The sequence below is a fragment of the Pseudoalteromonas sp. C8 genome (assembly GCF_011378685.1).
Classification (GTDB): domain Bacteria; phylum Pseudomonadota; class Gammaproteobacteria; order Enterobacterales; family Alteromonadaceae; genus Pseudoalteromonas; species Pseudoalteromonas arctica.
Genome location: NZ_WTKT01000016.1, coordinates 1 through 26,342 on the forward strand (window position 1 = coordinate 1; position 26,342 = coordinate 26,342).

General features: G+C 41.8%; 19 protein-coding genes. 8 read left to right on the plus strand and 11 right to left on the minus strand.

The window, feature by feature from the left end; translation table 11 throughout:
• The 5 genes from GQR39_RS14830 to GQR39_RS14850 form a co-directional block, all read right to left on the minus strand.
• Positions 1–120 (minus strand): cold shock domain-containing protein (locus tag GQR39_RS14830; RefSeq protein WP_165736005.1); only part of this gene is annotated, 120 nt, incomplete at its 3' end.
• 425 nt (positions 121–545) lie between these two features.
• Positions 546–1,550 carry a YeiH family protein gene (locus GQR39_RS14835; protein ID WP_197112648.1) on the minus strand — a complete coding sequence of 335 codons (1,005 nt, stop codon included), beginning with the start codon at positions 1,548–1,550 and terminating at the stop codon, positions 546–548.
• Positions 1,550–2,545 carry a TauD/TfdA family dioxygenase gene (locus tag GQR39_RS14840; RefSeq protein WP_165726271.1) on the minus strand — a complete coding sequence of 332 codons (996 nt, stop codon included), beginning with the start codon at positions 2,543–2,545 and terminating at the stop codon, positions 1,550–1,552. Before GQR39_RS14840 ends, GQR39_RS14835 begins: the two co-directional genes overlap by 1 nt.
• Before the next feature lie 9 nt (positions 2,546–2,554).
• Positions 2,555–3,517, minus strand: a complete 963-nt coding sequence (locus GQR39_RS14845; protein ID WP_165736006.1) for an aldo/keto reductase — start codon at positions 3,515–3,517, stop codon at positions 2,555–2,557.
• 215 nt (positions 3,518–3,732) lie between these two features.
• Complete coding sequence (locus tag GQR39_RS14850) at positions 3,733–4,482, minus strand: GntR family transcriptional regulator (protein WP_024589596.1); 750 nt, start codon at positions 4,480–4,482, stop codon at positions 3,733–3,735.
• Positions 4,483–4,662: 180 nt separating this feature from the next.
• On the opposite strand from GQR39_RS14850, the gene GQR39_RS14855 reads away from it, so the two are divergent.
• The 8 genes from GQR39_RS14855 to GQR39_RS14890 all read left to right on the plus strand — a co-directional run bounded on the left by GQR39_RS14855 (position 4,663) and on the right by GQR39_RS14890 (position 17,595).
• Positions 4,663–5,430, plus strand: a complete 768-nt coding sequence (locus tag GQR39_RS14855) for a sulfite exporter TauE/SafE family protein (RefSeq protein ID WP_024595864.1) — start codon at positions 4,663–4,665, stop codon at positions 5,428–5,430.
• Between the two features lie 107 nt (positions 5,431–5,537).
• The gene (locus tag GQR39_RS14860) at positions 5,538–7,598 is read left to right on the plus strand and encodes an alpha-xylosidase (protein WP_165736007.1); all 2,061 of its coding nucleotides are present in this window, start codon (positions 5,538–5,540) and stop codon (positions 7,596–7,598) included.
• A gap of 102 nt (positions 7,599–7,700) precedes the next feature.
• Positions 7,701–9,440, plus strand: a complete 1,740-nt coding sequence (locus GQR39_RS14865) for a solute:sodium symporter family transporter (protein WP_206007871.1) — start codon at positions 7,701–7,703, stop codon at positions 9,438–9,440.
• 208 nt (positions 9,441–9,648) lie between these two features.
• Positions 9,649–12,084: a TonB-dependent receptor gene (locus tag GQR39_RS14870; protein WP_165736008.1), complete on the plus strand. Its 2,436-nt coding sequence runs from the start codon at positions 9,649–9,651 to the stop codon at positions 12,082–12,084.
• Positions 12,085–12,292: 208 nt separating this feature from the next.
• Positions 12,293–13,882, plus strand: coding sequence for an alkaline phosphatase (locus tag GQR39_RS14875; RefSeq protein WP_165736009.1), 1,590 nt, complete (start codon positions 12,293–12,295; stop codon positions 13,880–13,882).
• An 11-nt stretch (positions 13,883–13,893) separates the two neighbouring features.
• Entirely contained in the window at positions 13,894–15,684 is a 1,791-nt protein-coding gene (locus GQR39_RS14880; protein WP_165736010.1) for an alkaline phosphatase, read from the plus strand.
• A 139-nt stretch (positions 15,685–15,823) separates the two neighbouring features.
• Complete coding sequence (locus GQR39_RS14885; protein WP_165736011.1) at positions 15,824–16,537, plus strand: hypothetical protein; 714 nt, start codon at positions 15,824–15,826, stop codon at positions 16,535–16,537.
• A gap of 470 nt (positions 16,538–17,007) precedes the next feature.
• A complete protein-coding gene (locus GQR39_RS14890; protein ID WP_165736012.1) occupies positions 17,008–17,595 on the plus strand; it encodes a hypothetical protein in 588 nt (195 codons plus the stop codon).
• Positions 17,596–17,719: 124 nt separating this feature from the next.
• Here the strand turns inward: GQR39_RS14890 and GQR39_RS14895 are convergent, their stop codons facing one another.
• The 6 genes from GQR39_RS14895 to GQR39_RS14920 all read right to left on the minus strand — a co-directional run bounded on the left by GQR39_RS14895 (position 17,720) and on the right by GQR39_RS14920 (position 26,236).
• Entirely contained in the window at positions 17,720–19,609 is a 1,890-nt protein-coding gene (locus GQR39_RS14895) for a monovalent cation:proton antiporter-2 (CPA2) family protein (RefSeq protein WP_165736013.1), read from the minus strand.
• Between the two features lie 435 nt (positions 19,610–20,044).
• Positions 20,045–20,938 carry a DUF4097 domain-containing protein gene (locus GQR39_RS14900; protein WP_165736014.1) on the minus strand — a complete coding sequence of 298 codons (894 nt, stop codon included), beginning with the start codon at positions 20,936–20,938 and terminating at the stop codon, positions 20,045–20,047.
• 472 nt (positions 20,939–21,410) lie between these two features.
• Positions 21,411–23,942: a TonB-dependent receptor gene (locus GQR39_RS14905; RefSeq protein WP_165736015.1), complete on the minus strand. Its 2,532-nt coding sequence runs from the start codon at positions 23,940–23,942 to the stop codon at positions 21,411–21,413.
• A 268-nt stretch (positions 23,943–24,210) separates the two neighbouring features.
• Positions 24,211–25,056, minus strand: a complete 846-nt coding sequence (locus GQR39_RS14910; protein WP_165736016.1) for a DUF4198 domain-containing protein — start codon at positions 25,054–25,056, stop codon at positions 24,211–24,213.
• Between the two features lie 38 nt (positions 25,057–25,094).
• Positions 25,095–25,604: a DUF2271 domain-containing protein gene (locus tag GQR39_RS14915; protein WP_007580449.1), complete on the minus strand. Its 510-nt coding sequence runs from the start codon at positions 25,602–25,604 to the stop codon at positions 25,095–25,097.
• Positions 25,604–26,236 carry a PepSY-associated TM helix domain-containing protein gene (locus GQR39_RS14920; RefSeq protein ID WP_165736017.1) on the minus strand — a complete coding sequence of 211 codons (633 nt, stop codon included), beginning with the start codon at positions 26,234–26,236 and terminating at the stop codon, positions 25,604–25,606. Before GQR39_RS14920 ends, GQR39_RS14915 begins: the two co-directional genes overlap by 1 nt.
• Positions 26,237–26,342 lie beyond the last annotated feature (106 nt).

Below are 26,342 nucleotides of genomic sequence, written 5' to 3' on the forward strand. Positions count from 1 at the left end.
ACCGTCGCCAGAGATTGCGCTGAAATGTGCGAAAACGTCAGGACCAGATTCTTGCTCGATGAAACCAAAACCTTTTGCTTCGTTGAAAAATTTAACTGTACCAGTTGTAGTATTAGACATAATAGTATCCTAAGAATTAATAAAAGTGCGCCTTAAATTAGGCAATTTAACAGGAAGAAAACATACATTTAACTGAGGATAACGCGAAGGATTATTACTAAAACAACGTGGTACTTACAAATAAATAGGGTTTTCTGTCAACCCGATGCCAAGCAGGATAACAGCAAATTGAGCTATATACCAAGCCCTATTGTAAATTTATTTTAGAGTAAGTGCTTTATTAGTTTGTTTGTTTTTTAACTAACCAGTCATGATTAAGGTGATCTTTTTTGCGTCTTAATTTAAGTTAATTTTAATTTAATCAATGCTTTATGTTTGTATTGGCACGCGGTTCTAGAGTAGGTAAAATGCAAGTTTTAAGTGGTTAAAACATGACCTAATTACCTACTGATTTTTTTGATATATACCTTAAATAACTTGATTCATTAGCTCCAAATTACAAATCCAAGTATTAATAATGCAATCCAAAGTGTTTCAGCCACAATTAAAATAATGGGTTTCATACCTACTTCGGTAAGCTTTCCTAAATTAGTTTTCATTCCTATAGCTGAAATAGCCGCAATTAAAAAGAACTGCGAAAGTTCGTTAGCGGTTTCAAGTACTATTGTAGGAAGTGAAAAGCAGCTATTTATTATCATGAGTATTACAAAGCCAATTAAAAAACCAGGTACTTTAGGTAATTCTCCGTGTTTTTCTTTTTTTGAGCGATTAATAACGACCATCATAATAAGTACAACAGGTAGTAGCATGGCAACACGTACAAGTTTAGTTAGAGTTGCTATATCGCCTGTCTCTGGTGATACCGAATAACCTGCACCCACTACCTGGGCTACATCATGTATTGTGCCACCTAAAAATACGCCTGCATTATGGGCGTCAAACTCAAGATAATTAACCACAATAGGGTAGAGGATCATAGCAAGGGTCGACATAGCTGTTACGCCAATAACGGTTAATAAGGTGTCGCGCTCTTTATGTTCGCTGTTTGGCATAATAGACGAGATAGCCAGCGCAGCAGACGCTCCACAAATAGCAACCGAGCCACCTGTTAGTGCACCAAAGCGTTTTTGTAGGCCAAATGCGCGCGCTAGCACTACGCCTAAAATAATAGTGGTAAATATGGCGCCCGCTAACATAAGTGCTGTTTGCCAACCCAGTGTTACTAAATCTCCCAGCGCTATGCGTGTGCCTAGCAGTACTATACCTACACGCAAAACCGTGGTGCCGGTAAAATCGATACCTTTGGCGCAAGGGCTATCGCTTTGATACAAAAATGAGACTGCCATACCCAGTAACAAAGCAAACAACATGGCTGGCGCACCATAATGTTCGCTTAAAAATAAGGCGGCAAGGCCAGTCATTGCAGCAATGCTGGCACCTTGCCATAAAGGTGATATTTTACAGCTTAATTTACTACTTAAGCGCTGCATTACGCTTTAGCTGCGGTAAGTGCTACTAATACTTGGCGCTTACGTTCACCTGTAAAAGGGCGACGACCATGCATAGCCATTTCGTTATCAACTAAAGCAACGTCACCGTCTTGCCATGCAAGATCAAAGGTAAATACTTTAGAAAGCTCCACAATTTTATCAAGTCCAACTTTAGGAATCGCACTACCATCACCAAAGGTAATGGCAATTGATGGATTATCGCGTACACCTTTCCAGCCCATGTAAGCGGCAATCAGTTGGTTATAAAAAACCTGTACGTTGTTTTCAAGAGTTACTACAGCAGGCAGTACTGGTGTAACGGCTTTTAGTGAGCCGTCTTCAAGCCATTCCCACTGGTAACCAAGTTCGGTTAATTTATTATGTGCTTCGTCTTTGGTTTCTACACTTAGCGTACTTTTCCAGCTTCGGCCTTGGCCTGATGTTGCGTCGTCAGCGGCTGGCATATAGGTGGTATATTTTAGGCCTTTGTGTTCAAAGTCATGGGCAAGCTTGCTGTCGTATTCTTTTAATGCACTAAATAATTTATCTGATCGGCAAAGAGGTGTTGCACCGCCTTCTTCTGCGGCCGATTTACAAAAGAAGAATAATTTACTTGGCGAAATAGGCGTTTGCGCCATTTCGTGATGTAAGTATATTTCTACATCTTTTGGCGCTTCGTTAGCTGTAAATACACGTTCGGTAAAATTAATACGTACCGCGTTAGACAGTGACTCTTTATAAGTAAAATTGTCATAATCAAACCCGGCTGAAAAAGTATCAAATGTTTCGGCGCTATTTACAGGAAAGCCACGAAACAACACAGCACCTGAGCTGCGAAGTTTTGTAGCCAATTCACTTTTATTTGCGCGAATGAAAGCTACCGCTTCTTCAACGGTGCTGGCGTTATTGTTATTAACAACAATGCACGGAAAAACCGAATCATCGAATGTTAATTGAGTTGGCACTGAGGCGTAGTTAATTTCGGTAGCTGACATTGTATGTTCCTAATCGTAAATTGGGTGAAAACGGTTAAAGGCAGCTTCACAAAAGTGCCCAGGGTCGTTGAATCGGCGATTACTGTTAAGCGCAGAAATTTGCGCCATTTCTTGCTCTGTTAATTCAAAATCAAACAGTGCGAGATTTTCTTTCATGCGTTCAAGTTTTGAGGTTTTAGGAATAATGGCAGTGCCGCGTTGCACGCCCCAGCGAAGAACTATTTGTGCTGGCGTTTTGCCATGATTGTGTGCGGCCGCTTTAACAACGCTTTGCTCAAGAACTGATTCAGTTTTATCAGCCATTTCTAGCTCAAGGTATGAAAGCGCACCCAGTGGTGAAAACGCAGTAACCGGAATATCGTACTGCTTTGCGAGTCTTACTAATCGCTCTTGCGTTAAATAAGGGTGCGACTCAATTTGCAACATAGCGGGTTTGATATTTGCGTAGGTCATTAAATCGTGAAGCAGTGCGCTTGAGTAATTACATACCCCAATGCGTTTTGCTTTGTTGCTGTGTACTTGTTCTTCCATTGCTTGCCACGTTAAATACAGTGGTACTTTTGCAAGCTCCATTTGTGGGTTTTGCGCCGTAGGGTCAACAAACCACTCTGGTGGATAGCGCGTTTCTATTGGCACAAATGTTTGCGCAATCGGAAAATGAATTAGGTATAAGTCTAGGTAATCTAGCTTTAAATCACTCAGTGTTTTATCAATCGCGAGGCCAACATGCTCTGGTGCATGAAAGGTATTCCACAGTTTTGATGTTACCCATAATTCTTCACGGGTACATAAGCCATCGTTTAATGCTTGGGCGATGCCATCGCCTACTTGTTCTTCGTTACCGTAGTCTGATGCGCAATCAAGATGGCGGTAACCTGCCTTAATGGCTTGGTATACCGTTTGTGCACAATCTTCTTGCGCGACTTTCCATAAACCGAACCCTACTGGAGGGATATTATTTAATGAACTCATTGGGAATTCCTGTTAAAAATGCATAATGACTTAGGTCTTGTATAAGACATAAGTTATTATACGAATCAAACAGTGTCAATACTGTGTTAACAGCAAAGCAGTAAATGGTTCAGTTAAAAAACCTACAGGCAGCAAAAAGGCAGCGTTTGCTGCCTTTAAAAAATATTTAATTATTATGCGCTAAAGTGGGTTTTTAGCACTAAACACGCTTTTAATTAATCAAGTTCAATTTGATAGTGGTAATGATCGCTACGGCATTTACTTTGGCGGTATTCAATACGTTTACCTTCGATTGATTCGGTAATGCGTGATACCAACAGCAGTGGATCGCCAGCTTTTATAGCAAGCATTTTGGCATCATCCATTGTAGCAAGTACGGCTTTAATACTGTCTTGGGTTTTGTGTACAGTTTGGTTAAATTTGGTTTGATAGTAATGGTACAATGTATGCGGAATATCACTACTTTGATGTATATCAGGAAAGTAGCTTTGCGGTAGGTATATAGTTTCGCTCATGCAAAATTCGTTATCAAGAATACGCCTACGAACAAGCTTGGTAACTTTGTCTTTTTTATTGAGTTGTAACGCTTCTATTACTTCAACTGGCGCTGCACAAAGCTCAACCGATAGCAGTTCAGCCTTTGGCAAATCGGCACCTTTACCGTCTGCTTGTAACGGAAAAAACCTGAATAAGGCATCTTGCGCAGTATGTTGCGATACAAACGTACCAACGCCTTGGCGACGAGTTACTATTTTATTGTCGGTTAATAAGTTTAGTGCTTTACGAACTGTACCTTGGCTTACGTTAAATTCTTCAGCAAGGCGAAATTCGCTTGGTAATGCTTCGCCAGGTACCCAACGTCTTTCAACAATGAGCTGTTTAATATAATCAGCCACTTGTAAGTAAAGTGGTTGAAAAGCCAAGCTTGGGCCACTTAATTTGTGATCAAACATAGAGTTACTCATTATTATTTACCATTAAATTTAATCCACCTGTAGTTATAGCATAGGTGAAACCTTTTACGCATATTTGCGCTAGCTCAATTAAACGTGAACTACTGCTGTAATGTTTAATAGGCGCAAAATATACATTATGCCTAAAAACAAATCGTTACACTACAATAGCTCACCCTTAGGAAATTAAAAGTGCTCAGTATTTCTTTTGAACTCATTTTGCTTATGGCGCTGTGCCTAAGCCTTGCCACTGTAATGCAAACTCTTAGCGGGTTTGGCTTTGGGTTGCTGGTGGTTGCAAGCTTTACGTTACTTGATGTATTGCCACTCACGGCAACTACATTTTTAGTGAGTTTGCTGGGGTTAGTTAATTCAACAACCGTGGTCGTTAAAAACCGCAGTTCGGTAAAAGTACCCGAGCTAAAACTTATGTTGTATACCGGTATTCCGTTAATGCTGATAGGTTTTGTGCTGCTTGAGTTTATGTCGTCGCATTTAACGCACTATTTAAACTTTATTTTAGGTGTAAGTATTCTGCTGTGCTGCGCTTTAATGCTGATTGGCCGCGATCGTGCTAATAAACAAAGCCGCCCTCGTTCGTTTTTAATAGCTGGAGGGGTGAGTGGATTACTTGGTGGGTTGTTTTCAACTTCAGGGCCGCCGCTTGTGTTTCAGTGTTATAAGCAAAGTTGGTCTATTGAAGCTATTCGCAGTACGTTATTAGCGGTATTTACTATTGGCGGGCTAGTACGTGTAGGTATCGCCTTATTTGGTACTTTGCCGGGGCTCGACATTATGTTTTTAATTGCAGCGGCTATTCCCTTAGTGTTGTTAGTTACGCATTTTGCTCGTAAATTAACGCCTTACGTTGACGCTAAATGGATACGCATTATAGCTATTACGTTACTAGGACTGAGCGGCGTATCGCTGGTGGCTACATCGGCACCTGGCATTTTTTAAAAATTGCGATGTAAATAATTCATCTTGAGTTTATTTACGTTGACATGGGGATTACAATTATTTAACTTGTGTCTTATACAAGACTAATAATTGGTTAAGGAATTCCCATGAATGCATTTGAATTACGTGAGCCAGACTGGAACGCAATAGAGCCAGCACGCTTAACCGCACAGCCAAAGTTGCAAGGTAATGTGCTGGTTTTGCCCACTCAGTTTGGTGATATTAGCGTAACGATAAGCCAGTTTGGCTTACGTCTAAATGCAGGCACTACGCATGACGAGCAATTTAAAATATTAACCACAACCCCATCAGAATACCCCCTCACACTTAGCAAAAACAATAATGATTACAGCGTAAGTGGTGGCGAATACCGCCTAGAATTTTACAGCGACCCTTTTCATTTCAAACTTTATAAAAACGATGAGCTAGTACAGCAATCAGCAACTGATGGTCACTTTGTACGCCAGCACCGTTTACCGCCACTAGCTAAAACAGATAACGGCTGGATATTAAGCTTAGAGCTTAACTACGATGAGGCCGTGTATGGTCTTGGCGAAAAATGGGGAAAGCTTGATAAACGCGGCCAACTTATTCGTTCATACAACCACGATGCGCTAGGCGTTAACGCCGAAAAGTCTTATAAAAACACACCGTATGCATGGAGCCCAGAAGGCTGGAACTTATTTGTACATACACCTGCGCCGGTAACTCATGGCGTAGGTTACGCACTGTGGTCGCAACGCGCATATGTATGTTTAGTTGAAGATGACGCGCTAGATGTATTTTTATATCAAGAACAAACACCTGCCCAAAGCATTAACCGTTACTGTGAGCTAACAGGTTTTGCACCGGTGCCACCGCAGTGGAGCTTTGGTGTTATTTTATCAAAAGCGTATTACAAAGATGCTGACGAATTACTTAGTGTTGCCCGCGAAGTGCGTGCTAAAAATATGCCGTGCGACGTAATTACTCTTGATGGCCGCGCATGGCAAGACACCGACACCCGCTTTGCATTTGAATGGGATCCAACACGCTACGCCGACCCAAAACCAGTGCTTGATGAACTAAAAGCGATGGATTTTAAAATTTGCGTATGGGAATACCCGATGATCTCGGTAAATAACCCATTATTTGCTAAAGCGGCCGAAAATGGCTGGCTTATAAAAGATAAACGCACCGGTAAAGCGTATCAATACGAGTGGGACTTAAGCCCATTTGGCGAAGTACTTACACCACTACCAGAGTCGGGTATTTTAGATTTTACTCACCCCGACGCTTACGAATACTGGCTCGAATCGCACAAGCCATTGTTTGAGCTTGGCGTAGATATGATAAAAGCAGACTTTGGCGAACAGCTAGAAGACGACAATATGATATCTCACAGTGGTGATAGCGGTATTAGGCTGCATAACGTTTACAGCATGTTGTACAACCGCTGCGTTTTTGAGGCCGCCGAAAAATACTGTAAAACTGGGCCATTTTTGTTTAGCCGTTCAGCATGGACGGGCAGCCAACGTTTTCCTGCACAGTGGGGCGGCGACCCACAGGCCGATTGGCAGGGTTTAGCGGCAAGCATTCGTGGCAGTTTAGCGTGGGGCATGTCGGGCGGGCCATTTTTTGCAACCGACATTGGTGGTTTTTACAAAGACACCCGCGATGCAGAACTTTACGTGCGCTGGGCACAAGCCTCGGTATTTAGCGCACATATGCGCTTACATGGTATTGGTCCTCGCGAACCTTGGTCTTACACAGAGCAAGCAAGTGATGCGGTATTTGCAGCACTTAAATTGCGCTACCAACTTATTCCTTATTTAGAGCAAAGTGCCATACAAGCACAGCAAACTGGCTTACCAATTCAGCGTGCAATGGTTTTAGCATTTCCTGATGATGTGCTAGCGCATAGTTTTGATCAGCAATTTATGTGCGGTGAAAAATTGTTAGTAGTGCCGTGTGTCGTGCCAAACGGTAAAGTGAAGTTTTATTTACCACAAGGCAACTGGATTCGCTTTCCTGATAAACAATCTTACGAAGGTGGTAAGTACTACGAACACACACTCGCACTTGAAGAAATGGCAGTATTTGTACGCGAAGGCGACAGCCTAATGCTTGGCCCAGAGGTTCAACACACAGAACAAGACATGAGCCAATTAACAGCATGGCCTAAATAAATCTCGGCTTAATAAAAAACACACACTACACACATACAACACATAATAATAAAGATATTAGCTTACTTTTTACCGAGTAAAGTAAGCTAAAAGGGGCGCAAGATGGAAGGTATGAACATTACCATGACACTGCTATCGTGCTTGGCGTTTATGGCGCTGGTGGGATATATCTCGTACCAAAAAACCAAAGGGGAAGTTAACACCCAAGATGGCTACTTTTTAGCGGGTCGTGGGTTAACGGGTACGTTTATAGCAGGGTCGATGATCCTCACAAATTTATCAGCAGAGCAACTAATTGGCCTTAATGGCTCAGCCTATGGTTACAACCTAAGCTCAATGGCTTGGGAAGTAACCGCGGGAGTATCAACCATCATTATGGCGTTGATCTTTTTGCCTCGTTATTTAGCGGGTGCATTTTCTACCTTGCCTGAATTTTTACGAGATCGTTTTGATGATACCGTACGCCGCATGACGGTGATCTTATTTATGGTAGGGTATTGTTTTATAACGATCCCTTCGGTTTTGTACTCAGGATCAATAGCCGTACTTAGGCTGTTTGATGTTCCTACCTTATTAAATATGAGTTACGAAGCAAGCCTGATTGTGACCATTATTACAGTGGGCTCAGTTGGCGCTATATACGCTGTTTTTGGCGGTTTAAAGGCGGTTGCGGTATCAGATACCATTAACGGTGTTGGGTTATTAATTATTGGTATTTTAGTGCCAACACTGGGCTTAATTGCATTGGGTGATGGTAGTTTTTCAGAAGGGTTAAGCACCCTAGTAAACACCGACACAGAAAAGCTCAATGCTATTGGTAGTAGCGATGATCCCGTGCCATTTGGCACTATTTTTACAGGGATGATCTTAGCTAATTTGTTTTATTGGGGCACTAATCAGTACGTGATCCAGCGTACACTGGGCGCTAAAAACTTAGTTGAAGGTCAAAAAGGGGTGTTGTTTTCAGGGTACTTTAAAGTGCTAGTACCGTTTATGATGATGATCCCAGGCGTTATTGCTTACCATCTTTATAAACACGAAAGCCTGCCAACTATCGATTTAGCTTACCCACATTTGGTAAAAGAAGTACTTCCACAGTATTTATCTGGCTTCTTTTTGGCCGTATTGCTAGGTGCTGTATTTAGCTCATTTAACTCATTGCTCAATAGCGCGGCGACCTTATTTTGCTTAGACGTTTATAAGCCAATGAAAAAAAATAAAGTAACAGACAGCCAACTTATAAAAGTAGCCAAAATTACCAGTATTGTTATTGCCATATTGTCGTTTATAACTGCGCCATTATTGATGTTTGCGCCTGAAGGTTTATGGCACATTATTCGTGTGTTTACAGGTTTCTACAACATTCCGGTCATCACAATTGTATTGGTTGGTTTATTTACTCGAAAAGTGCCTGCACTGGGCGCTAAAGTCGCGATTATATTCCATATTATTGCCTACACCTTGCTTAAATTTGTATGGGATGTAGACATTAACTTTATTCATATTTACGCCATTTTGTTCATAATTGAATTGGCAATAATGCTGGGTATTGGTTACTACAAACCACTTAAAACACCATGGCAATTTACACGCAAAGCTGAGGTAGACCTTAATCCTTGGAAATACGCATTACCTTGTGCAATTGTATTAGTAGGCTTGATTGTTAGCTTGTATATATTGTTTTCGCCGCTCGGATTAGTGGGTGGAACCAGTGTGTACTTTGTACCAAGTTTAGTTGCTGTTTGGTCTACTGTTTTAGTGCTTAGCTGGTGGAGTGTACGTCGTTGGCAGGTTCGTTACGAAAATAGCTTAGCGCGTATTGGTGCTAAAAACGCCGCATAACCTGCGGCTATATTCTGTATACCAAACTTAAATCACATTTAATTCACATAATGTTTGCATTAGTAAGATAGTTTGTTTAAATTTAAAGCTCTTATATAAGATACAAGAGCTTTAAGGGAAGTACCACACACTGACACCGCTTTATTAGCAACACACACAATTGCTAGCGCGGTACCACACAGCACACACGCACAATATGGAGAATGACATGAGAGCTAAAAAGTCCGTCTTAAGCTTGGCAGTCACGTTAGCAATGACAACCGGTTTAGCGCTTAGCGCGCAGGTACATGCGCAGCAAGAGCAAACCGAACAAGAACAACAAAAAACAGAAACAGCTAAAAACGATACGTTTGAAAAAATAGTCGTTACTTCACAAAAAAGAACGCAAAGTTTAAACGAAGTACCAGTTGCGGTATCGGTACTTAATAGCGATCAAATTAATTCAGCTTTTGCTAATAACATGGAAGGCTTACAGTCACTTGTCCCTTCAGTTAGCTTTAGAAAAGGCACCACAACCCGTAACTCAGCGCTAACAGTGCGCGGTATTGGTACTATTTCATTTAGTATTGCTGCCGAGCCAAGTGTAGCAACTGTTGTTGATGGCGTGGTGCTTGGCCGCTCGGGTCAAGCATTTGCCGATTTATACGACGTAGACCGCATTGAAGTATTACGCGGGCCACAAGGTACATTGTTTGGTAAAAACGCCTCAGCAGGTGTGGTAAACATAACAACAAAAGATCCCTCGTACGACACAACAGGCAGCGTAGAAACCTCGTTTTATCAAGATAACGAATACCGTTTTAAAGGCGTTATAAGCGGCGGTTTAACCGACGACCTAGCGGCAAGCCTAACGGTATTTAAAGGTAAATTTGACGGTTACATTGATAACGTTTACAACAACGAAAAAGTAAACGGTTACGACCGTGAAGGTGCACGTGCTGTATTTAAATACGAGCCAGAGGATGACTTAAGCGTAAAATTTATTGCTGAATTTTATAACGCTGACGATGATTGTTGTGCCGACTTAGAAGCACTACCAAGTGGCCGTAATCCAGATTCAAAATCAGTACCAAACAGTAACGGTATTGTTGATGGCGTAGCCGATATTGATTTAGACCAACGCAGCGTTGATCACGATTACGAGTCGCGCACAATTGACGAACATAGCGCGTTTTCGGTACAGATTGATAAAACAATTGGCGACTATACATATACTTCAATTACAGCGCAGCGTTCGTGGGATAACACAGAGTACCGTGAAGGCGACTTTACCTCTATTGCTGGCGACAGCAGCGAGCCGGTATTTGACGCGCCGTTTCAATTACACGATTTAGGTGCACAGCAATGGGATCAGTTTTCGCAAGAATTTAGAGTTACATCAAACCTAGCTGGGCCATTTAACTATGTTGCTGGCTTATTTTATTGGAACATGGATTCACAACGTAACTTTACTCGCGATGCAAGTTGCCAAAATAATGGTGGTCAGCTTGATAGCGCAATGGCTTTTTACGCGCAAAATAACTTATCGGGCGCTGAGCTTGATACAGCACTTGCTGATTTAGAAGGTTACACACAAGGCCTAGGCGTTAGCTGTAACGCAAACGATATTGTATCGGCCACTGCTTTTATGAGTACAGAATTTAATAACTGGGCAGCCTTTGCCGATGGTATCTACGATTTATCTGAAGATTTACGCGTATTATTTGGTATTCGTTACACCGACGATGAAGTGTCGTACACGCATCGTCGTGTAAGTAATGATGTATATGGCCGCACCGGTGTAGGCGTGCGCCCAGCAACACTTAATACAGATGATGAAGGCAAAGCCGAAGAAACCAACGTATCGGGTCGTTTAGGCATGCAATACGATTTAGGCGATGGCCAAATGGTATACGGCACTTACTCGCAAGGCTACAAAGGCCCTGGTTTTAATATTTATTATAACTTTAATCCAGACACCGACAGCCGCGAAATAGCACCTGAAGAGTCTGACGCTTATGAAATAGGCTACAAATACGCAAGCCGCGAATTTGTATTTAACATGGCGCTTTTCAGAACCGAAATTGAAGGCTTTCAAGCTAACAACTTTGACTGTTCAGACGGCACTTGTATTACGCGCTTAACCAATGCGGGTGATGTAAGTACGCAAGGTGTTGAAGTTGACTTTATGTGGGCTGCAACAGAGTCGCTAACGCTTACCGGTGGTGTTGCTTACATTAAAGCTGAAATTGACGAGTTTAATTGTCCGGCAGAGGTAGCCGCAGGTTCATGTACTGACCGCTCAGGTTTAGATGTACCATTTTCGCCAGATTTAAAATACTCACTAACGGCTGACTACTTTATTGAAACCGACCATGGCTTTAACGTACATATAAATGGCTCTTACATTTATACCGACGAGCAATACTCAGACCTACCAGACAACGTAGGCGAATTTAACCCAGCCGCTTTGTTACCAGATTACGGTATTTTAAATGCAAGTGTGGGTTTATCGTTTAAAGATGACGCGTTTAGAGTGTCGCTTATTGCTAAAAACTTAACCGACGAAAGCTACGTAACTACCTACAGTGGCGATAACTTCCGTTACCAAATACCACGTGATGCTGAGCGCTACTTTGGAGTATCGTTTAAAGCACGTTTTTAATATTTAAATAATTCTCTTAATAATTTCCCTACAAGCGCAACGTTTTACACGTTGCGTTTTTTTTGTGACTTATCTTTGTAATAGTTTAGTCATTTTACTTTCATTAAAATTACCTTTATCAGTCACATCTGTTTTCTATAGTGCAGCGGTTGATCTTTTTTGTGTTTACACATTTCAAAAAATAACCACTAAACAATGGGAATTACGGATGAAAATTAAAAAAGTCGCTGCGGCAATCGCGCTAACATTTGCGTTTAGCGCAGTTAGCCATGCTGATGTACTACCGCAAAGCCAAAAAGACAGCAGCTGGTATAGCGCTGCGCAAACTAAACTAACAACAAAAACAGCACAAGCGCAGGCTACACAAGCCACTAAAGCTAAAAACGTCATTTTATTTGTGGGCGATGGCATGGGTATATCTACACTTACCGCCGCGCGCATTTTACAAGGGCAGCGTAATAACCAATCTGGCGAAGAAGGTTATTTAAGTTTTGAAGAGTTCCCATACTCTGCACAAGTTAAAACGTATAACGTAGATGCTCAAACTCCTGATTCAGCAGGCACGATGACGGCTATTATTTCGGGTGTAAAAACCGATGTGGGCGTTATTGGTGTAGATGAAGATATTGAACGCGGCGTGTGTTCAACAGTGGCAGGTAACGAGCTAATAACCGCAACCGAATTGGCTGAAATTAAAGGGCTATCTACCGGTATTATTTCTACAGCACGTATTACTCATGCAACTCCTGCTGCCACATATGCTAAATCGGCTGACCGTAACTGGGAAGACGTATCAGATATGCCAGAAGATGCCGTAACGGGTGGCTGTGAAGACATTGCATCGCAACTGGTTAACTTTGAAAAAAACCTAGAAGCACGATTTGTAGGGACCGACGTAGACGGTCTTGATTTTGTAATGGGTGGCGGTCGTCGTCACTTTTTACCAAAAGACGAAACAGCTAACTCAACAGACGCAGTAAGCGCTATAGAAGGCGACCGTACTGACGAGCGCAACTTAGTAACTGAGTGGCAAACACAATATCCAGATGCTACGTACGTGATGGATCAAACAGGCTTTGATGCAATAGCAGACGACGCCACTAAAGTATTTGGTTTATTTAACGAATCCCACATGCAGTACGAAGCTGACCGCGCAAACGATGTAGCGGGCGAGCCTTCACTTACCGATATGACCACTAAAGCAATTGAAGTGCTTGGTAAAAACGATAATGGATTTTTCTTAACGGTTGAGTCGGGTCGAATTGACCACGCGCACCACGCGGGTAATGCATACAACGCGCTTAACGACACCATTGAGTTTGCTAAAGCCGTGCAAGCAGCGATAGATAACACCAACCCAGAAGAAACCCTTATTTTAGTAACCGCCGATCACAGCCATGTATTTACTATTGCAGGCTACCCTAAGCGTGGTAATCCAATTTTAGGTCAAGTAGTTGCAGTAGGTGCTACAACACCAAGCCTAGCCACCGACGATATGCCGTACACCACGGTAGGTTACGCAAATGGCTTAGGTTTTAGAAATCTAGGCAGTGAGACCAACGCTGATGCAAGTTACATAAGTGCTGCTGTTGCAGGGCGTGTTGAGCTAAATGGCGTTGATACAACAACCCCAGGTTTTCACCAAGAAGCAACCGTACCAATGGGGTCAGAAACACACGCAGGTGAAGACATATCTTTGCATGCTAAAGGTCCTGGTGCTCAGCTAGCACAAGGCGTAATTGAACAAAACGTTGTATTTCATTTAATTAATCAAGCTCTTGAACTAACTCAGCAATAATGGCGGCTAACATGAACAAATTAACGGTACTTTCTTTGGCAGTAATGGTCGCGCTAGCAGGTTGCTCGAGTGACGATAACAAAAATGAAAATAATATTATCGCAGTAGATAACGCTATTGCAGTGGGCTCTGAGCAGTGTATTAATGGCGGCGTAGAGACGCAAGTAGGCACAGATACCAATAATAACGACGTGCTAGATAGCAACGAAGTTAACTCAACTAATTTAGTGTGTAATGCACCTGCAACGTCGTTAACAAGCGAGCAGTTAGCCTCGCTCACTAGCAATACGTGGTTTAGTGAAGCACAAACAAAATTAGGTGCAGCACAAACAGCCAGTAGCAACATTGTTACTGAATCAGGCAAAGCTAAAAACGTAATTTTATTTGTGGGCGATGGTATGGGTATTTCTACCATAACCGCAGCACGTATTTTAGCGGGTCAGTTAGAGGGCGAAATGGGTGAAGATCACCAGTTAAGCTTTGAAACTATGCCTTTTTCGGGCTTTGTAAAAACATACAACGTAGATGCGCAAACGCCAGATTCGGCAGGCACTATGACCGCAATGGCATCGGGTGTTAAAACCGACGCAGGCGTTATTGGTATTGATGAAGCGGTTGAACGTGGTAATTGTGCATCAGGCAAAGGGCACGAACTTGTTACCTCGTTAGAGCTTGCTGAAATTGCAGGTAAAGCAACAGGGATTATTTCTACAGCGCGTATTACTCACGCTACACCCGCTGCAACGTATGCTAAATCGGCAGAGCGTAACTGGGAAGATATCTCCGATATGCCAGAAAGTGCCGCAACGTGTGAAGATATTGCCTCGCAACTGGTTAACTTTGAAGCCAACCTAGAAGCACGCTTTAGTGGTGTTGATGTAGACGGTATTGACGTAGTAATGGGCGGCGGTCGTCGTCACTTTTTACCAAAAGATGCCGCGTTTAATTCAGCCGATGCAGTAAGTGCTGTTGAAGGGGATCGAACAGATAACCGCGACTTAACCGCAGAGTGGAAAACGCAATATCCAAATGGCACTTACGTAATGGATCAAACCGGTTTTGATGCAATAAGTGACGACGCCACTAAAGTATTTGGCTTATTTAACGAATCCCACATGCAGTACGAAGCTGACCGCGCAAACGATGTAGCAGGCGAGCCTTCGCTTTCACAAATGACCGAAAAAGCAATAAACGTACTTGATAACAACGAGCAAGGTTTTTTCTTAACGGTTGAGTCGGGTCGAATTGACCACGCGCATCATGCGGGTAACGCTTATAACGCGTTAAACGACACTATTGAGCTTGCTAAAGCCGTTAAAGTGGCGATGGAAAACACCAACCCAGAAGAAACATTAATAGTTGTAACTGCCGATCACAGCCATGTATTTACCATTGCCGGTTATCCTAAACGCGGTAACCCAATTTTAGGTAAAGTAGTTGCAGTAGGCGCTACTGAGCCAAGCTTAGCTGCCGACGATATGCCTTATACAACGGTTGGTTACACCAATGGTGGTGGCTTTAGAAACCTAGGTAGCGAGACCGATGCCGATGCAGGTTACGCGTTTGCACCAGTTACAGGGCGTGTTGATTTAACTGATGTTGATACAACAACACCTGGTTTTCATCAAGAAGCACTTGTACCAATGGGCTCAGAAACACATGCCGGTGAAGACGTAGGCGTTTATGCAATGGGACCAGGTGCACACTTAGTAACAGGCACAAACGAGCAAAGCTTTTTATTCCATGTAATGGACTTTGCCGCTGACTTTGTAAAAGCAGCAGACGAAAAACTAGCGCAATAAATACCGGCTAGTTATAAATTTAGTTAAATATATCTAAATAAAAAACCCCGCCTACTGTGCGGGGTTTTTGTCATTAAACTGACATTTATAATCGTTATGTTATTGCCATAAACTTGAAATATAAATAAGAGATAGCTAAATGAAAAAAGCGTTATTAATAATTGCCACGCTTGTAAGTACAAGTAGCTTTGCCTCGCAATGTGATATTGATGCCAAGCATTTAAAAGCGGATTATAAAATTACCAACAGCCATAAAACGCAGCAAAGCAGCGAGTCACTTACCCTTTGGCGAAACGATCAGCAAGTAGCGCATCAAAGTGAAGTAATAACCGAGCTTTGGCAGCACTTAGCCAATAACCAAATACGACCAATACGTTACTTTAATGCCCAGCAACGCGGCATTGAATACCAACCATCTGAGGTACGCGGCGTACAAAACTGGAGTGCTAAAAGTCAGCTGGTGGATAACCACCTAATAAAAAAAATGACCCTAGTAAGCACACAAGGCAAAGGCTGCGGTGAAGTGAAAAACTATACATTGAGCGAAAATGGCAACGACTTTAACCTCGCCTTTTTTACGCATTCAAAATTAGTTAAAACATTTAGTATTAGTAATAAAAAAAGCCAAACAACCACCTTACTTAGCCTTAGCAATGTAAACACTAATGAGCCATTAATTAGTGCTCAATTTGAACAGTGGGATCGCTTTCAAACCACCGATTACGCCGACATTGGCGATAACGAAGGTGACCCATTTTTAGCTAAAATGATAAACCTTGGTTTTATTGAGCACAGCGCAACTGGTTTTTACAACCAGCAAGGCGAGGCTATTCAAGGCGGGCATCACCACTAGGTTTTTAAATGTTGTAGTTCATAGTTAGCCCAGCCGTGCTGGGCTACAAGCAAAACATAAAGGTCTCCCCTAAATTATTACCACAGTTATAACCTAATCAAATACCTTTTCTCGTATTTTCAAAGTTAACCTACCGCCGAAGGTTATTTTTTGATAAAACATAGGTTACTTAATATCGGAACACGACCAAGATTTAAAGTCTCTTTATACTAAAAAAGACTAGAGCCTTATTCATCAATGATATTAAGTGGAGTTAATGGCTCTTTGCTTCCTTAAACGGACAATCATTTAGTATCGTGTCCGTGACTATATTTAGCCAAACATCATAATGGAAACTAATCCAATAAAGAGGCTAATTATTTATGGAAAAGTTGATTATGAAACTATTAAGCGTAGTGAGAGTTGAGAATGTTTCAACAGTTACTGTTTGTATTTGTCTTGTTTTATTAGTGTTTAAACTAGGGTGAAAAATGGATATTGATGAGTTAACTGAATTAGTGAAAGGGAAAGTTCTTTTTGAAGGCGCTTATAAAAATACACTTGAAGATGTGGAGGAAGTGCGAGAAATTTTAAAAGCTTCTTATAAACATAATGAGTTTCCATACTATTCAGAGTTTGAACATAGCTGGAATATGCTTAGGGAAAACTCATCACATAATATAATTGAGCGTGAACAAGTAGAAAGTAATCCATTAAACAGCTTTTTATACCTCATAGAATCTGGGCTTTATCCACCTCCTGAGTTATTAATTGTTGTCGCAAGTTGTTTTAGAGCTCATATGATTAGCGGAGGGAAAACTAATTTATCTGAAGATTTCTTCGGAAAAGATAAGCAGTTCGATCATTGTATAAACGTGTCTAAGATTACTAAGTATATGGATTTTGAATTAAAATGGGTTATAGATAAAAAGGAATCATTGCAGGCCGTTGCGGAACGATACTTACTAGAATACTCAGAAAAAGATAATAACTCATTCGGTGAAAATACTGATGTTGAAAGCTTCTTAAGAGGTTATCGTCGTTGGAAAGAGGATTTAAAAAAACAAAAATATTATTAAAAATTATTTAGGAATTGAATGTTCGTCGCAGTGACAGCTATAGGCATAATAGAGTTTTAGTAATCAAACCTCAAGTTTATGTGCTGCCAGCTATTGCCAACAGCACAACTATAAAAGCCTTAAACTACTCCAAATGAGCATCATCAGGTTTTTTAGGTTTACTCGCTACTTCTGTTAAGCCGTCTTCGCAATCGCCGCTGTCGCAGGTATTTAAATCGCTTTGTGCTTGTTTATCTTGTTGCAGTACTTGTTTTAAATCTTCCATACGTTGGCGAACTGCTACGCCGTAGCTGGCGTCGTCTCCCCATAATGCAGCAAGTTGCAGTACTGCAGCGCGGTCGTGGTCTCTAAACAGTTTACCAGCACGCTCTGCATCTTGCTTAGTGTTACCTAGTAACTCGAGTGCTTCTACGGCAAGGTTAATAGCTGAGTCGACGGTTTCGCGGTTAAACGCATCTACTTTTAAATTAAGTAACTGATACGCATGGCGGCGGTCGATTGCGCGAGCAACTATTTTAAGTTGCGGGTAGTTTTTATGCGCGAGCTTAATTATCTCAATGGTTTTATCGGGGTTATCAATTGCAATTACCAGCATTTGCGCGGTGTGCGCGCCTGCGGCTTCAAGCAGTTCTTGGCGTGCGGCATCGCCATAAAATACAGTATTGCCAAAACGGCGTAGTAATTCTATTTGGCTAGGGCTGTGATCTAGTACGGTAATTTCGTAGCCTTGCGCGTGCAGTAAACGCCCCATAATTTGACCAAAACGTCCGTAGCCCGCAATAATTACGTGTTTAGCGGTGCTAATTTGTTCTGGCTTATCAAACTCAGGTAAAGCACTGCTGCTGCGTTTTTGTATTTGCTCATAAACCATAAGTAATAACGGCGCTATTAGCATTGATACCGCCACAACTAAGGTAACAAGGCTGGTTTGCTCGGGCGTTAAAATACTTAAGGTGGTGGTTACGCTTAGCAGTACAAAGGCAAACTCACCCCCTTGGGCAAGGGCTAGGGCAAATAATAACTGCTGTTTACTGTTAATTTTAAAGGTAACGGCAAGGGCAAATAAAATGCAGGCTTTAACTACAATGAGTAAAACCACTAAGCCTATAACGGTACTAAACTCGTTAAATAGCAGTTCAAAGTTAATTGATGCGCCAACAGTTATAAAAAACAATCCTAACAGTAAGCCTTTAAAGGGTTCTATATCGGCTTCTAATTCGTGTCTAAATTCGCTCTCGGCAAGTACAACGCCGGCTAAAAAAGTTCCCAAGGCAGGCGATAAACCAATACTTTGCATAACCAGTGCAATAGCGACTACTAAAAAGAGTGCAAAAATAGTAAATATTTCACGCATGTGCGTTTGGGCAATGTATCTAAATAACGGCGCCGATACATATTTACCGCCGGCAATAATAGCGGCAATAACCGCAACCGAAACACATACTTGTTGCCATACAGGCCAGCCTGCAATAATCGAATCGCTGATTTCTTTTGTGCTAGTTTGCGGGGCAAATGCGAGCAATGGCAATAGGGCTAAAATAGGGATAATTGCGATGTCTTGAAACAGCAATACCGAAAATGCGTTTTGTCCGGCTTCTTGCTTTAGCCAGCCTTTTTCTTCAAGGCTTTGCAGCACAATAGCGGTAGAGGAGAGCGCGAGCATTAAACCAATGGCGAGTGCGGTTTGCCAATGCATGGCAAAAAACCAATAACAAAATGCAAATATAGCCGCTGCCGATAACACAACCTGTAAGCCGCCAAGCCCTAAAATAGAGTGGCGTAATGTCCATAAACGCGAAGGTTGTAGTTCAAGGCCCACTAAAAACAGCATCATTACTACGCCAAATTCAGCGAAGTGCATTACATCGGTTTGATCGCCCACAACACCCAGCGCATAAGGGCCAATGAGTATGCCGGCAATTAAATAACCTAACACAGAGCCAAGTCCGACTCGTTTTGCAATAGGGACAGCTACTATGGCTGCTGCTAAATAAATTAAAGCAATTTCTAACACGCGTTTATCCTAAGTCATTCTATTTATGCTCAAGGTATTTGAGCATAAATAGAATGACTTAGGTTCTTATAAAATACAATAATTCATGTGGCTGAAAATACGTTATTTTTAGCTCATACTGTTAGGGCGTGTTGATCATTGGTGAGTGAATTTGCAGCAGTATGTTTGGTTTTTAGACAAGGCGGAGCCTAAGTAGTGTGGTTATTCCCCATGAATAGGCGATAACGCAGCATAAATACCAAACATGCGCTGCCCTTTGGGTTCTTTCTAGGGACGATTAACTCTTTGTTGCTCGGTTTTTACTTATTCTTACATGGATGTAAGCCATTAGGGTAACACAGGAGTAGTTACCGAGCCCACTAGGTTACAAACCTCGCGCCGCGATTTAATCGCCCCTAGATTGAACAAATTTCTATCCACAAAGATCAACACGCCCTAGTCAGCTACTTTTACTGAACCGCTAATATTATCGATACTTACATCGCCCGAGCCCGACTCAGTAATAGTCAGCCCCTTTGCATGGTTAACGCGAATATCACCCGAACCGTCTTCAATTGTTACGCTTGAGCCAATATGCTCAATGATCATGTCGCCAGAGTTATCATCAACATTAACTGCACCGCTTATATGGCTTATCACTAAATCACCCGATCCATCTTCAACGTTTAGCGAACCGGTTATGTTGCTCACGTGCATTTCGCCAGAACCATCGTCAATAGTTGCATTGCCGCTTACGTTGTTTATATGAATACTGCCAGAGCCGTCGGTTAATTCTAAATTACCTGCGATGTTTTCAAGGGTTACTTCACCTGAGCCATCGTCAACAGTTAGGTTTTTAGCCCCGCTTATTGTTAAATTTCCTGAGCCGTCTTTTACATCAATATTGCTTTGCATAGCATTTATTAAAATGTCGCCAGAGCCATCATCAATATCTAAATTTAGATTACTTGGCACAGTAACCACTAAATTAATACTTGGAGATTGGCCACTGTAAAAGCTAATACCATTACGGCTTTTATTTTGGGCAACAAGCTTTGCCTGTTTACCGTCTTGCTCGAGCGTTAGTTCGTACTCGTCTTCAATGTCGGCTGTGTAAATAGTGGCATCAACACTAATGCTGGTGGCCGTTTTTGAGCCTTTTATTTCAAGGCTACCTGCGCCGCTTAACACATTTAAATATTCAAGATTATTGCTTGGCAGTGATAGCTGTTGAGTTTGCTTTACTGAGGCAACGCTTGGCGATATATGAAATACACAGCCACTTAATAATAAAATTCCGCCAATAAGTGAAAGTGGTTTTGCAATGCTTAATTGTGTTGATGAGCTCATGTTTAGTCCTTTGGTATTTATTGTTTGTATTTATATAAACAATATAGAGCAAAAATGAGGCCGAAATGTAAGCTGTTGTTTTATATAGGGTGGTGGTTTTTTATGAAAGTTGAAATACTAATAAGTGGTTAAAATAACTAATTATTAATATAAAAGGATGCGCGATGCATCCTTTTATAATTGCTCTGCTTTTATTAGGTCGTGTTGATCTTTGTGGATTGAAATTTGTTCAATCTAGGGGCGATTAAATCGCGGCGCGAGGTTTGTAACCTAGTGGGCTAAGTAAAAACCGAGCAACAAAGAGTTAATCGTCCCTAGAAAGAACCCAAAGGGCAGCGCATGTTTGGTATTTATGCTGCGTTATCGCCTATTTATGGGGAATAACCACACTACATAGGCTCTGCCTTGCCTAAAAACCAAACATACTGCTGCAAATTCACCCACCAAAGATCAACACGCCCTAGTAAACTAATTAAAAGCTGTAAGTAATATTACCGTATAAGAAACGTCCGTCTAATCCGTAAGGCGCATACGGTGTGTACGGGAATATTTGGCCAAAGTCAGAGTAACCAATGTTATCCACGGTGGCTTGTGGGTACTGATCGAACAAGTTGTTTGCACCAACGGCAAATTTCCAATATTCGTCTGGACGGTATGCCACTTCTAGGTCGGTGATCCATTTAGGGTCTAGGTATTCATCGCGATCAGCTGTAGTTGATATATCAGCGACTTCACCATAACGTGTGGCACGAAGCGTTGTTTGCCATTCGTTAAAGTTCCACACTGCTGATAGGTTCCATTTGCTATCTGGCGTGCCTTCTTCAAAGCGACCTACTTCACGACGTGCAAACACTACGTAGTCGTCACCTAGTGAGTTAAGCTGCGCTGGGTTGTCGTTTACGTGTGTTACTTCGGTATCGTTAAAGTTAGCTGCTACGTTTAGGCGTAAATCACCTAAGTTGCCTAAATCTAGGTTATAAGTGGCAACTATATCTACACCTTGCGTGCGTGAGTCGATAGCGTTGGTAAAGTAACGTACGCTTTCGGTATTTAGCTCACCGGCATTTTGTAGTATTTCAACAACTGCATCGCCTTCTAAGTTTTCAGACAATACAATACGGTCATCAATATCAATACGGTACGCATCAACAGTTAAGCTAAAGCTGCCTTGAGTGTAAATAAAGCCCGCAGTAACGTTTACTGACTCTTCAGCATCTAACGGCTGTGCACCTAGCGCTTGCGCTGCTGCAGAATCGGTTGGGAATAGACCAACTTCAAATGGTTGGTTGTTTTCAAGTACGGTTGATATTTGGCGGTACGAGCTTTGCGCTAAAGATGGCGCACGGAAACCTGTGCTAATTGCACCGCGCAGCGATAGGTTTTCAGTAATGCTGTAACGCGAAGCAAGCTTAGAAGTAAATGTGTCACCAAAGTCGCTGTAATCTTCATAACGACCTGCTAAAACTACATTCCATTTTTCTGTTAAGTAAGTATCAAACTCAACAAATAAAGCGATGTTATGACGGCTTTCGTCAGTCGCACTTTCTGGTCCAAAACCAGCAAGTACTTGCGCGCCACCGGCTGCAATTGGGTTACCATCGCTATCAAGTGCGGTGATGTAAGACGCTTCTTCGCCTTCTTCTATTTTGTAGCTTTCGTGGCGGTATTCAGTACCTACGGTAAAAAATACGTCATCAGGTAAGCCTAAATCGAGAGTGGTATTGGCTGTTGCGTTTACTAAAAACTGATCGTAAACCAATGCACCGTTGTCAAATTCGGTTGGGCTGTCGGCACCTAGTGATGTGTTAATACTATTTACAACACCGAAACCAAAGTCGTTGCGGCCGTAGTTGGTACTTACATCCCATGTCCAGTCGTTAGTTTCGCCTTGTAAGCCCAGTGCAAATGAGTAGTCTTGTACGTCTGTTTCAATTTGCGGCAAAAAGCCATCTGGGTACACTTCTAAAACGTTACGGCTGTCTTTTGCTCGGCGATAAAAACCACCTGAATTACCTTCACGCTTTGAGTAGCTACCAAATGAATAAAGGTTTAAGCCGTTATCTAAATCGTAACCCATGTTGTAAAACAACGCGTAATCTTCAAGGTCTGCTTTACCAAAGCGGTGGTTGTAACGATCGATAGTAAATTCACGTGGGTCTAGGCTGCCATCATCAAGGCGGCTGTATTGTTCGCGTGGGTCAAAGCCTGAGCGTTGAGTTGAGTCGTTATCACGGTACTCAATAGATACGTTTACAAAACCGTTATCAGATAACGCAAAACCAGAGTTTGCGCTAACAGTGCGTGTTGCACCATCGTTTACTTCTCTGTCGCCACCGGTATTAAAGGCTAAGTCGCCGTTTGCATCTGCATAGGTGCTTTCTAGCTGAGATACACCAGCCATTTGAGTATTGTATTTACCGTACGTTACGCTTACGCTACCGCCTTCTGAGGCATCTTTAAGTACAATGTTAATTACCCCAGCAATTGCATCAGAACCGTACTGTGCGGCTGCGCCGTCACGTAGTACTTCAACACGCTTAATTGCAGAGGTTGGGATCATGTTCAAATCAACAGCTGTAGAGCCTCGGCCAACAACACCTGCTAAGTTTAATAGCGCACCGGCATGGCGGCGCTTACCGTTTATAAGTACTAATGTGTGATCGGGTGCTAATCCACGTAAAACAGCTGGTTTTGCATGGTCAGTACCATCACCCATAGTGGCACTTGGGTAGTTAAAGCTAGGTACTTGGTTTGCTAGTATTTGGCTTATTTCTAGCTGACCCGTACTTTGCATATCACCGCTGGTAATAATGTCTACGGGTACCGTACTTTCGGCAATACTGCGTAAGCTTCTGCGAGTACCGGTAACCGAAATTACTTCGATATTCTTTTCTGCTTGATTATCTTGCTCTGCGGCAACGGCCGTAGAGTAAGGTGTGCTAAGTGCAGTGGTAACGGCCAAGCTAAGTGCTAGTTTATTTGCAGATAAACGCTTAAAAGTCATTAATTGTTCCCCAAGAGCTGCTAGTCGAAAAGGAGCGCATCATATAGAAGCGACTACCCTAGTGCAAAGATAAAAACTATCTAAGATATTCTAAGTTGTTAACATATAAGGTCACTGTTTACGCGCGATATAGGCGTTTGGATCGTTGTAGTTGCAATCTTGTGTCGAATGGTTGCGAATTCAAGGGAATTTTAGATAAAAGTTAGTAAGACGTAAAAAGGCCAAGCAAATGCTTGGCCTTTCAATTTTTTAAATTTAGTGATTTAAATTATTCAGGGGCAACTTCAAGCGTTGTAAATAATGCATAACGTCCTGCATCTACGCCTTCTTCATTTACTGTAACTTTGTTAGAGGTTTCGATTAGGTATAGGCCTGGTTCTTTCCATGTAATTGTAAACATACCTTCTTTATCGGTCGTTACTTTTACTTCGCCACGGTTGTTACGGTAGCGTGTGTCGCCTTTTAAAATGCTTACTTCAATGCCTTCACCAGCAGATTTACCATCTTGTAGTAATTGAAAACGTGCTTGTTCACCTACAAATAAATCGTTTGGATGCGTTGGGCCACTAAGCTCTAAGCCTAAACCTAACTGTGATGGCTTTGTGGTGCCATTTCGGCTTACAAATGTATCTACTGTTGAAACAACCTTTGTTGTAGTTACATCTTTAGCGTTACTAGGTAACTTAGCGTCTGTTTTTTTACCAAACACACGCTTACGCTTACCTTCTTCATTTTTATAAAAGGTCATGTACATTGGCTTTTGGGTCATTGCAATGTGGTAAGTGCCTTGCTCTGTTAAGCTTACCGCAGCTGAGCTTTTACGTTTTAAGTAATAAGCACGGATCGTTTCAGATACTGGCTCACCATTAGGAGCAAGTGCCATTAATAGCGTATCGTCGTACTCTGCGCCTTTTTCTTTAGGTTTAAAGGCTTTGTCTGGTGCAAAAATTTCGTTAGAGATACTCGCGTCAATCATTACGTAATGCGCTTTATCGCCTGATAAAGATGTATGCGAAGGTAGTAACCAACGTCCGTGTGCACTTGCTGAAGTTGACACTAAAGCAGATAAGCTCAATGCGCCGATTAATGCAGTTTTTAATAAATTAATTTTCATTATTTTTCCTTTGCTTAAATTCTAGTAATAAATAGGTGCTACTTAGTGCTTACAGTGACGAAACTTTGTGAAAACTCGTTTTTACCATCAATTGTAATTTTTCCCGACTTTGTTAAATCAAGCTCAACACGGGCGTAATCTCTACCGCCTTCTTCGCGTACAACTTCAATATTTAGTAAGTATTTACCTGGTTTTACTGGGTTACCGTCTAAATCGTTACCTTGCCAATTTATAGTGTAAGTACCCGCGCGTTTTGTTGCGCCGCTAATGCCGTCAAAGTTGGCATCGCTTTTACCGGCTTTACGCCACCATTGGCGTAAGTCTTTAAACCATTCTGCTTTTTGTACCCAAAGTGCAAGCGTTGTAACGTGTTTGCGCTCTGGTGTTTCAAGCCAAACTGCAACGTATGGACGGTGATACGGTTGTACTTCTAAGTCGGGAAGCGTTAATTCAACCTCTAGCTGTGGTGTTTGTGCATGCGCTGTTGTTTGAAAAAACGCAGCTACTAGCAGTAATGCGGCGCTTATAAATAATTTAAATTTAACCATTAAGACACTCCTTTTATTTGTGGAACCCAACATAAATAAATAACCAGTGGAGTTGCGACTCCTAGTAAGGTTATCCATATTCCTGCTAAGCGTTTTTTTCTATTTTGAAACAAAATAATCATGCCGGTGATGGCAAATAAAATCATTAGTACGGCAGATATATCAATTACCCAACTCCATACTTCACCGCTGTGGCGGCCTTTATGTAAGTCGCCAATGAGGCTTAAAAAACCACCTGTTTGGTAATCAAGATTTAGCTCGCCAGTTGTAAAATCAAGCTCTGCGTAGGCAAACCCTGCAGGCAGTGGGTAGTCGAGCATGACGAGCGCGTCTTCTTTTTCCCACTCAATGCTTTTTACTTTTGTAAGTGCATATTGCTCGGCTAAGTAAGCTTCTATTTCTGGGTAAAGCGTTGGCAACGTATTTAACTGCTCATTCGCTTTGGTAACTAGCTCTGCTGGAATTACCGCGGTTACTTGGCCGTTATTTTTATCGTTTTTAAGCCAATCAATATGGTTGAGCACAATGCCGCTAACGCAAAATAAAATAAGCAAAAAAAACAAAGCTGTAGAAATATAAATATGTAGAGCTCGGCTTGTACTATACAAAGCCCGCTTATCAATAAACGACATAAAAACAGTAAATAAATTAAATTTACAACATGATAATGATTTGCATTAGCTATTACAAATTTACTTACTTATCTTTACATAAAAACTTTAAAACAAAGGTGGTATG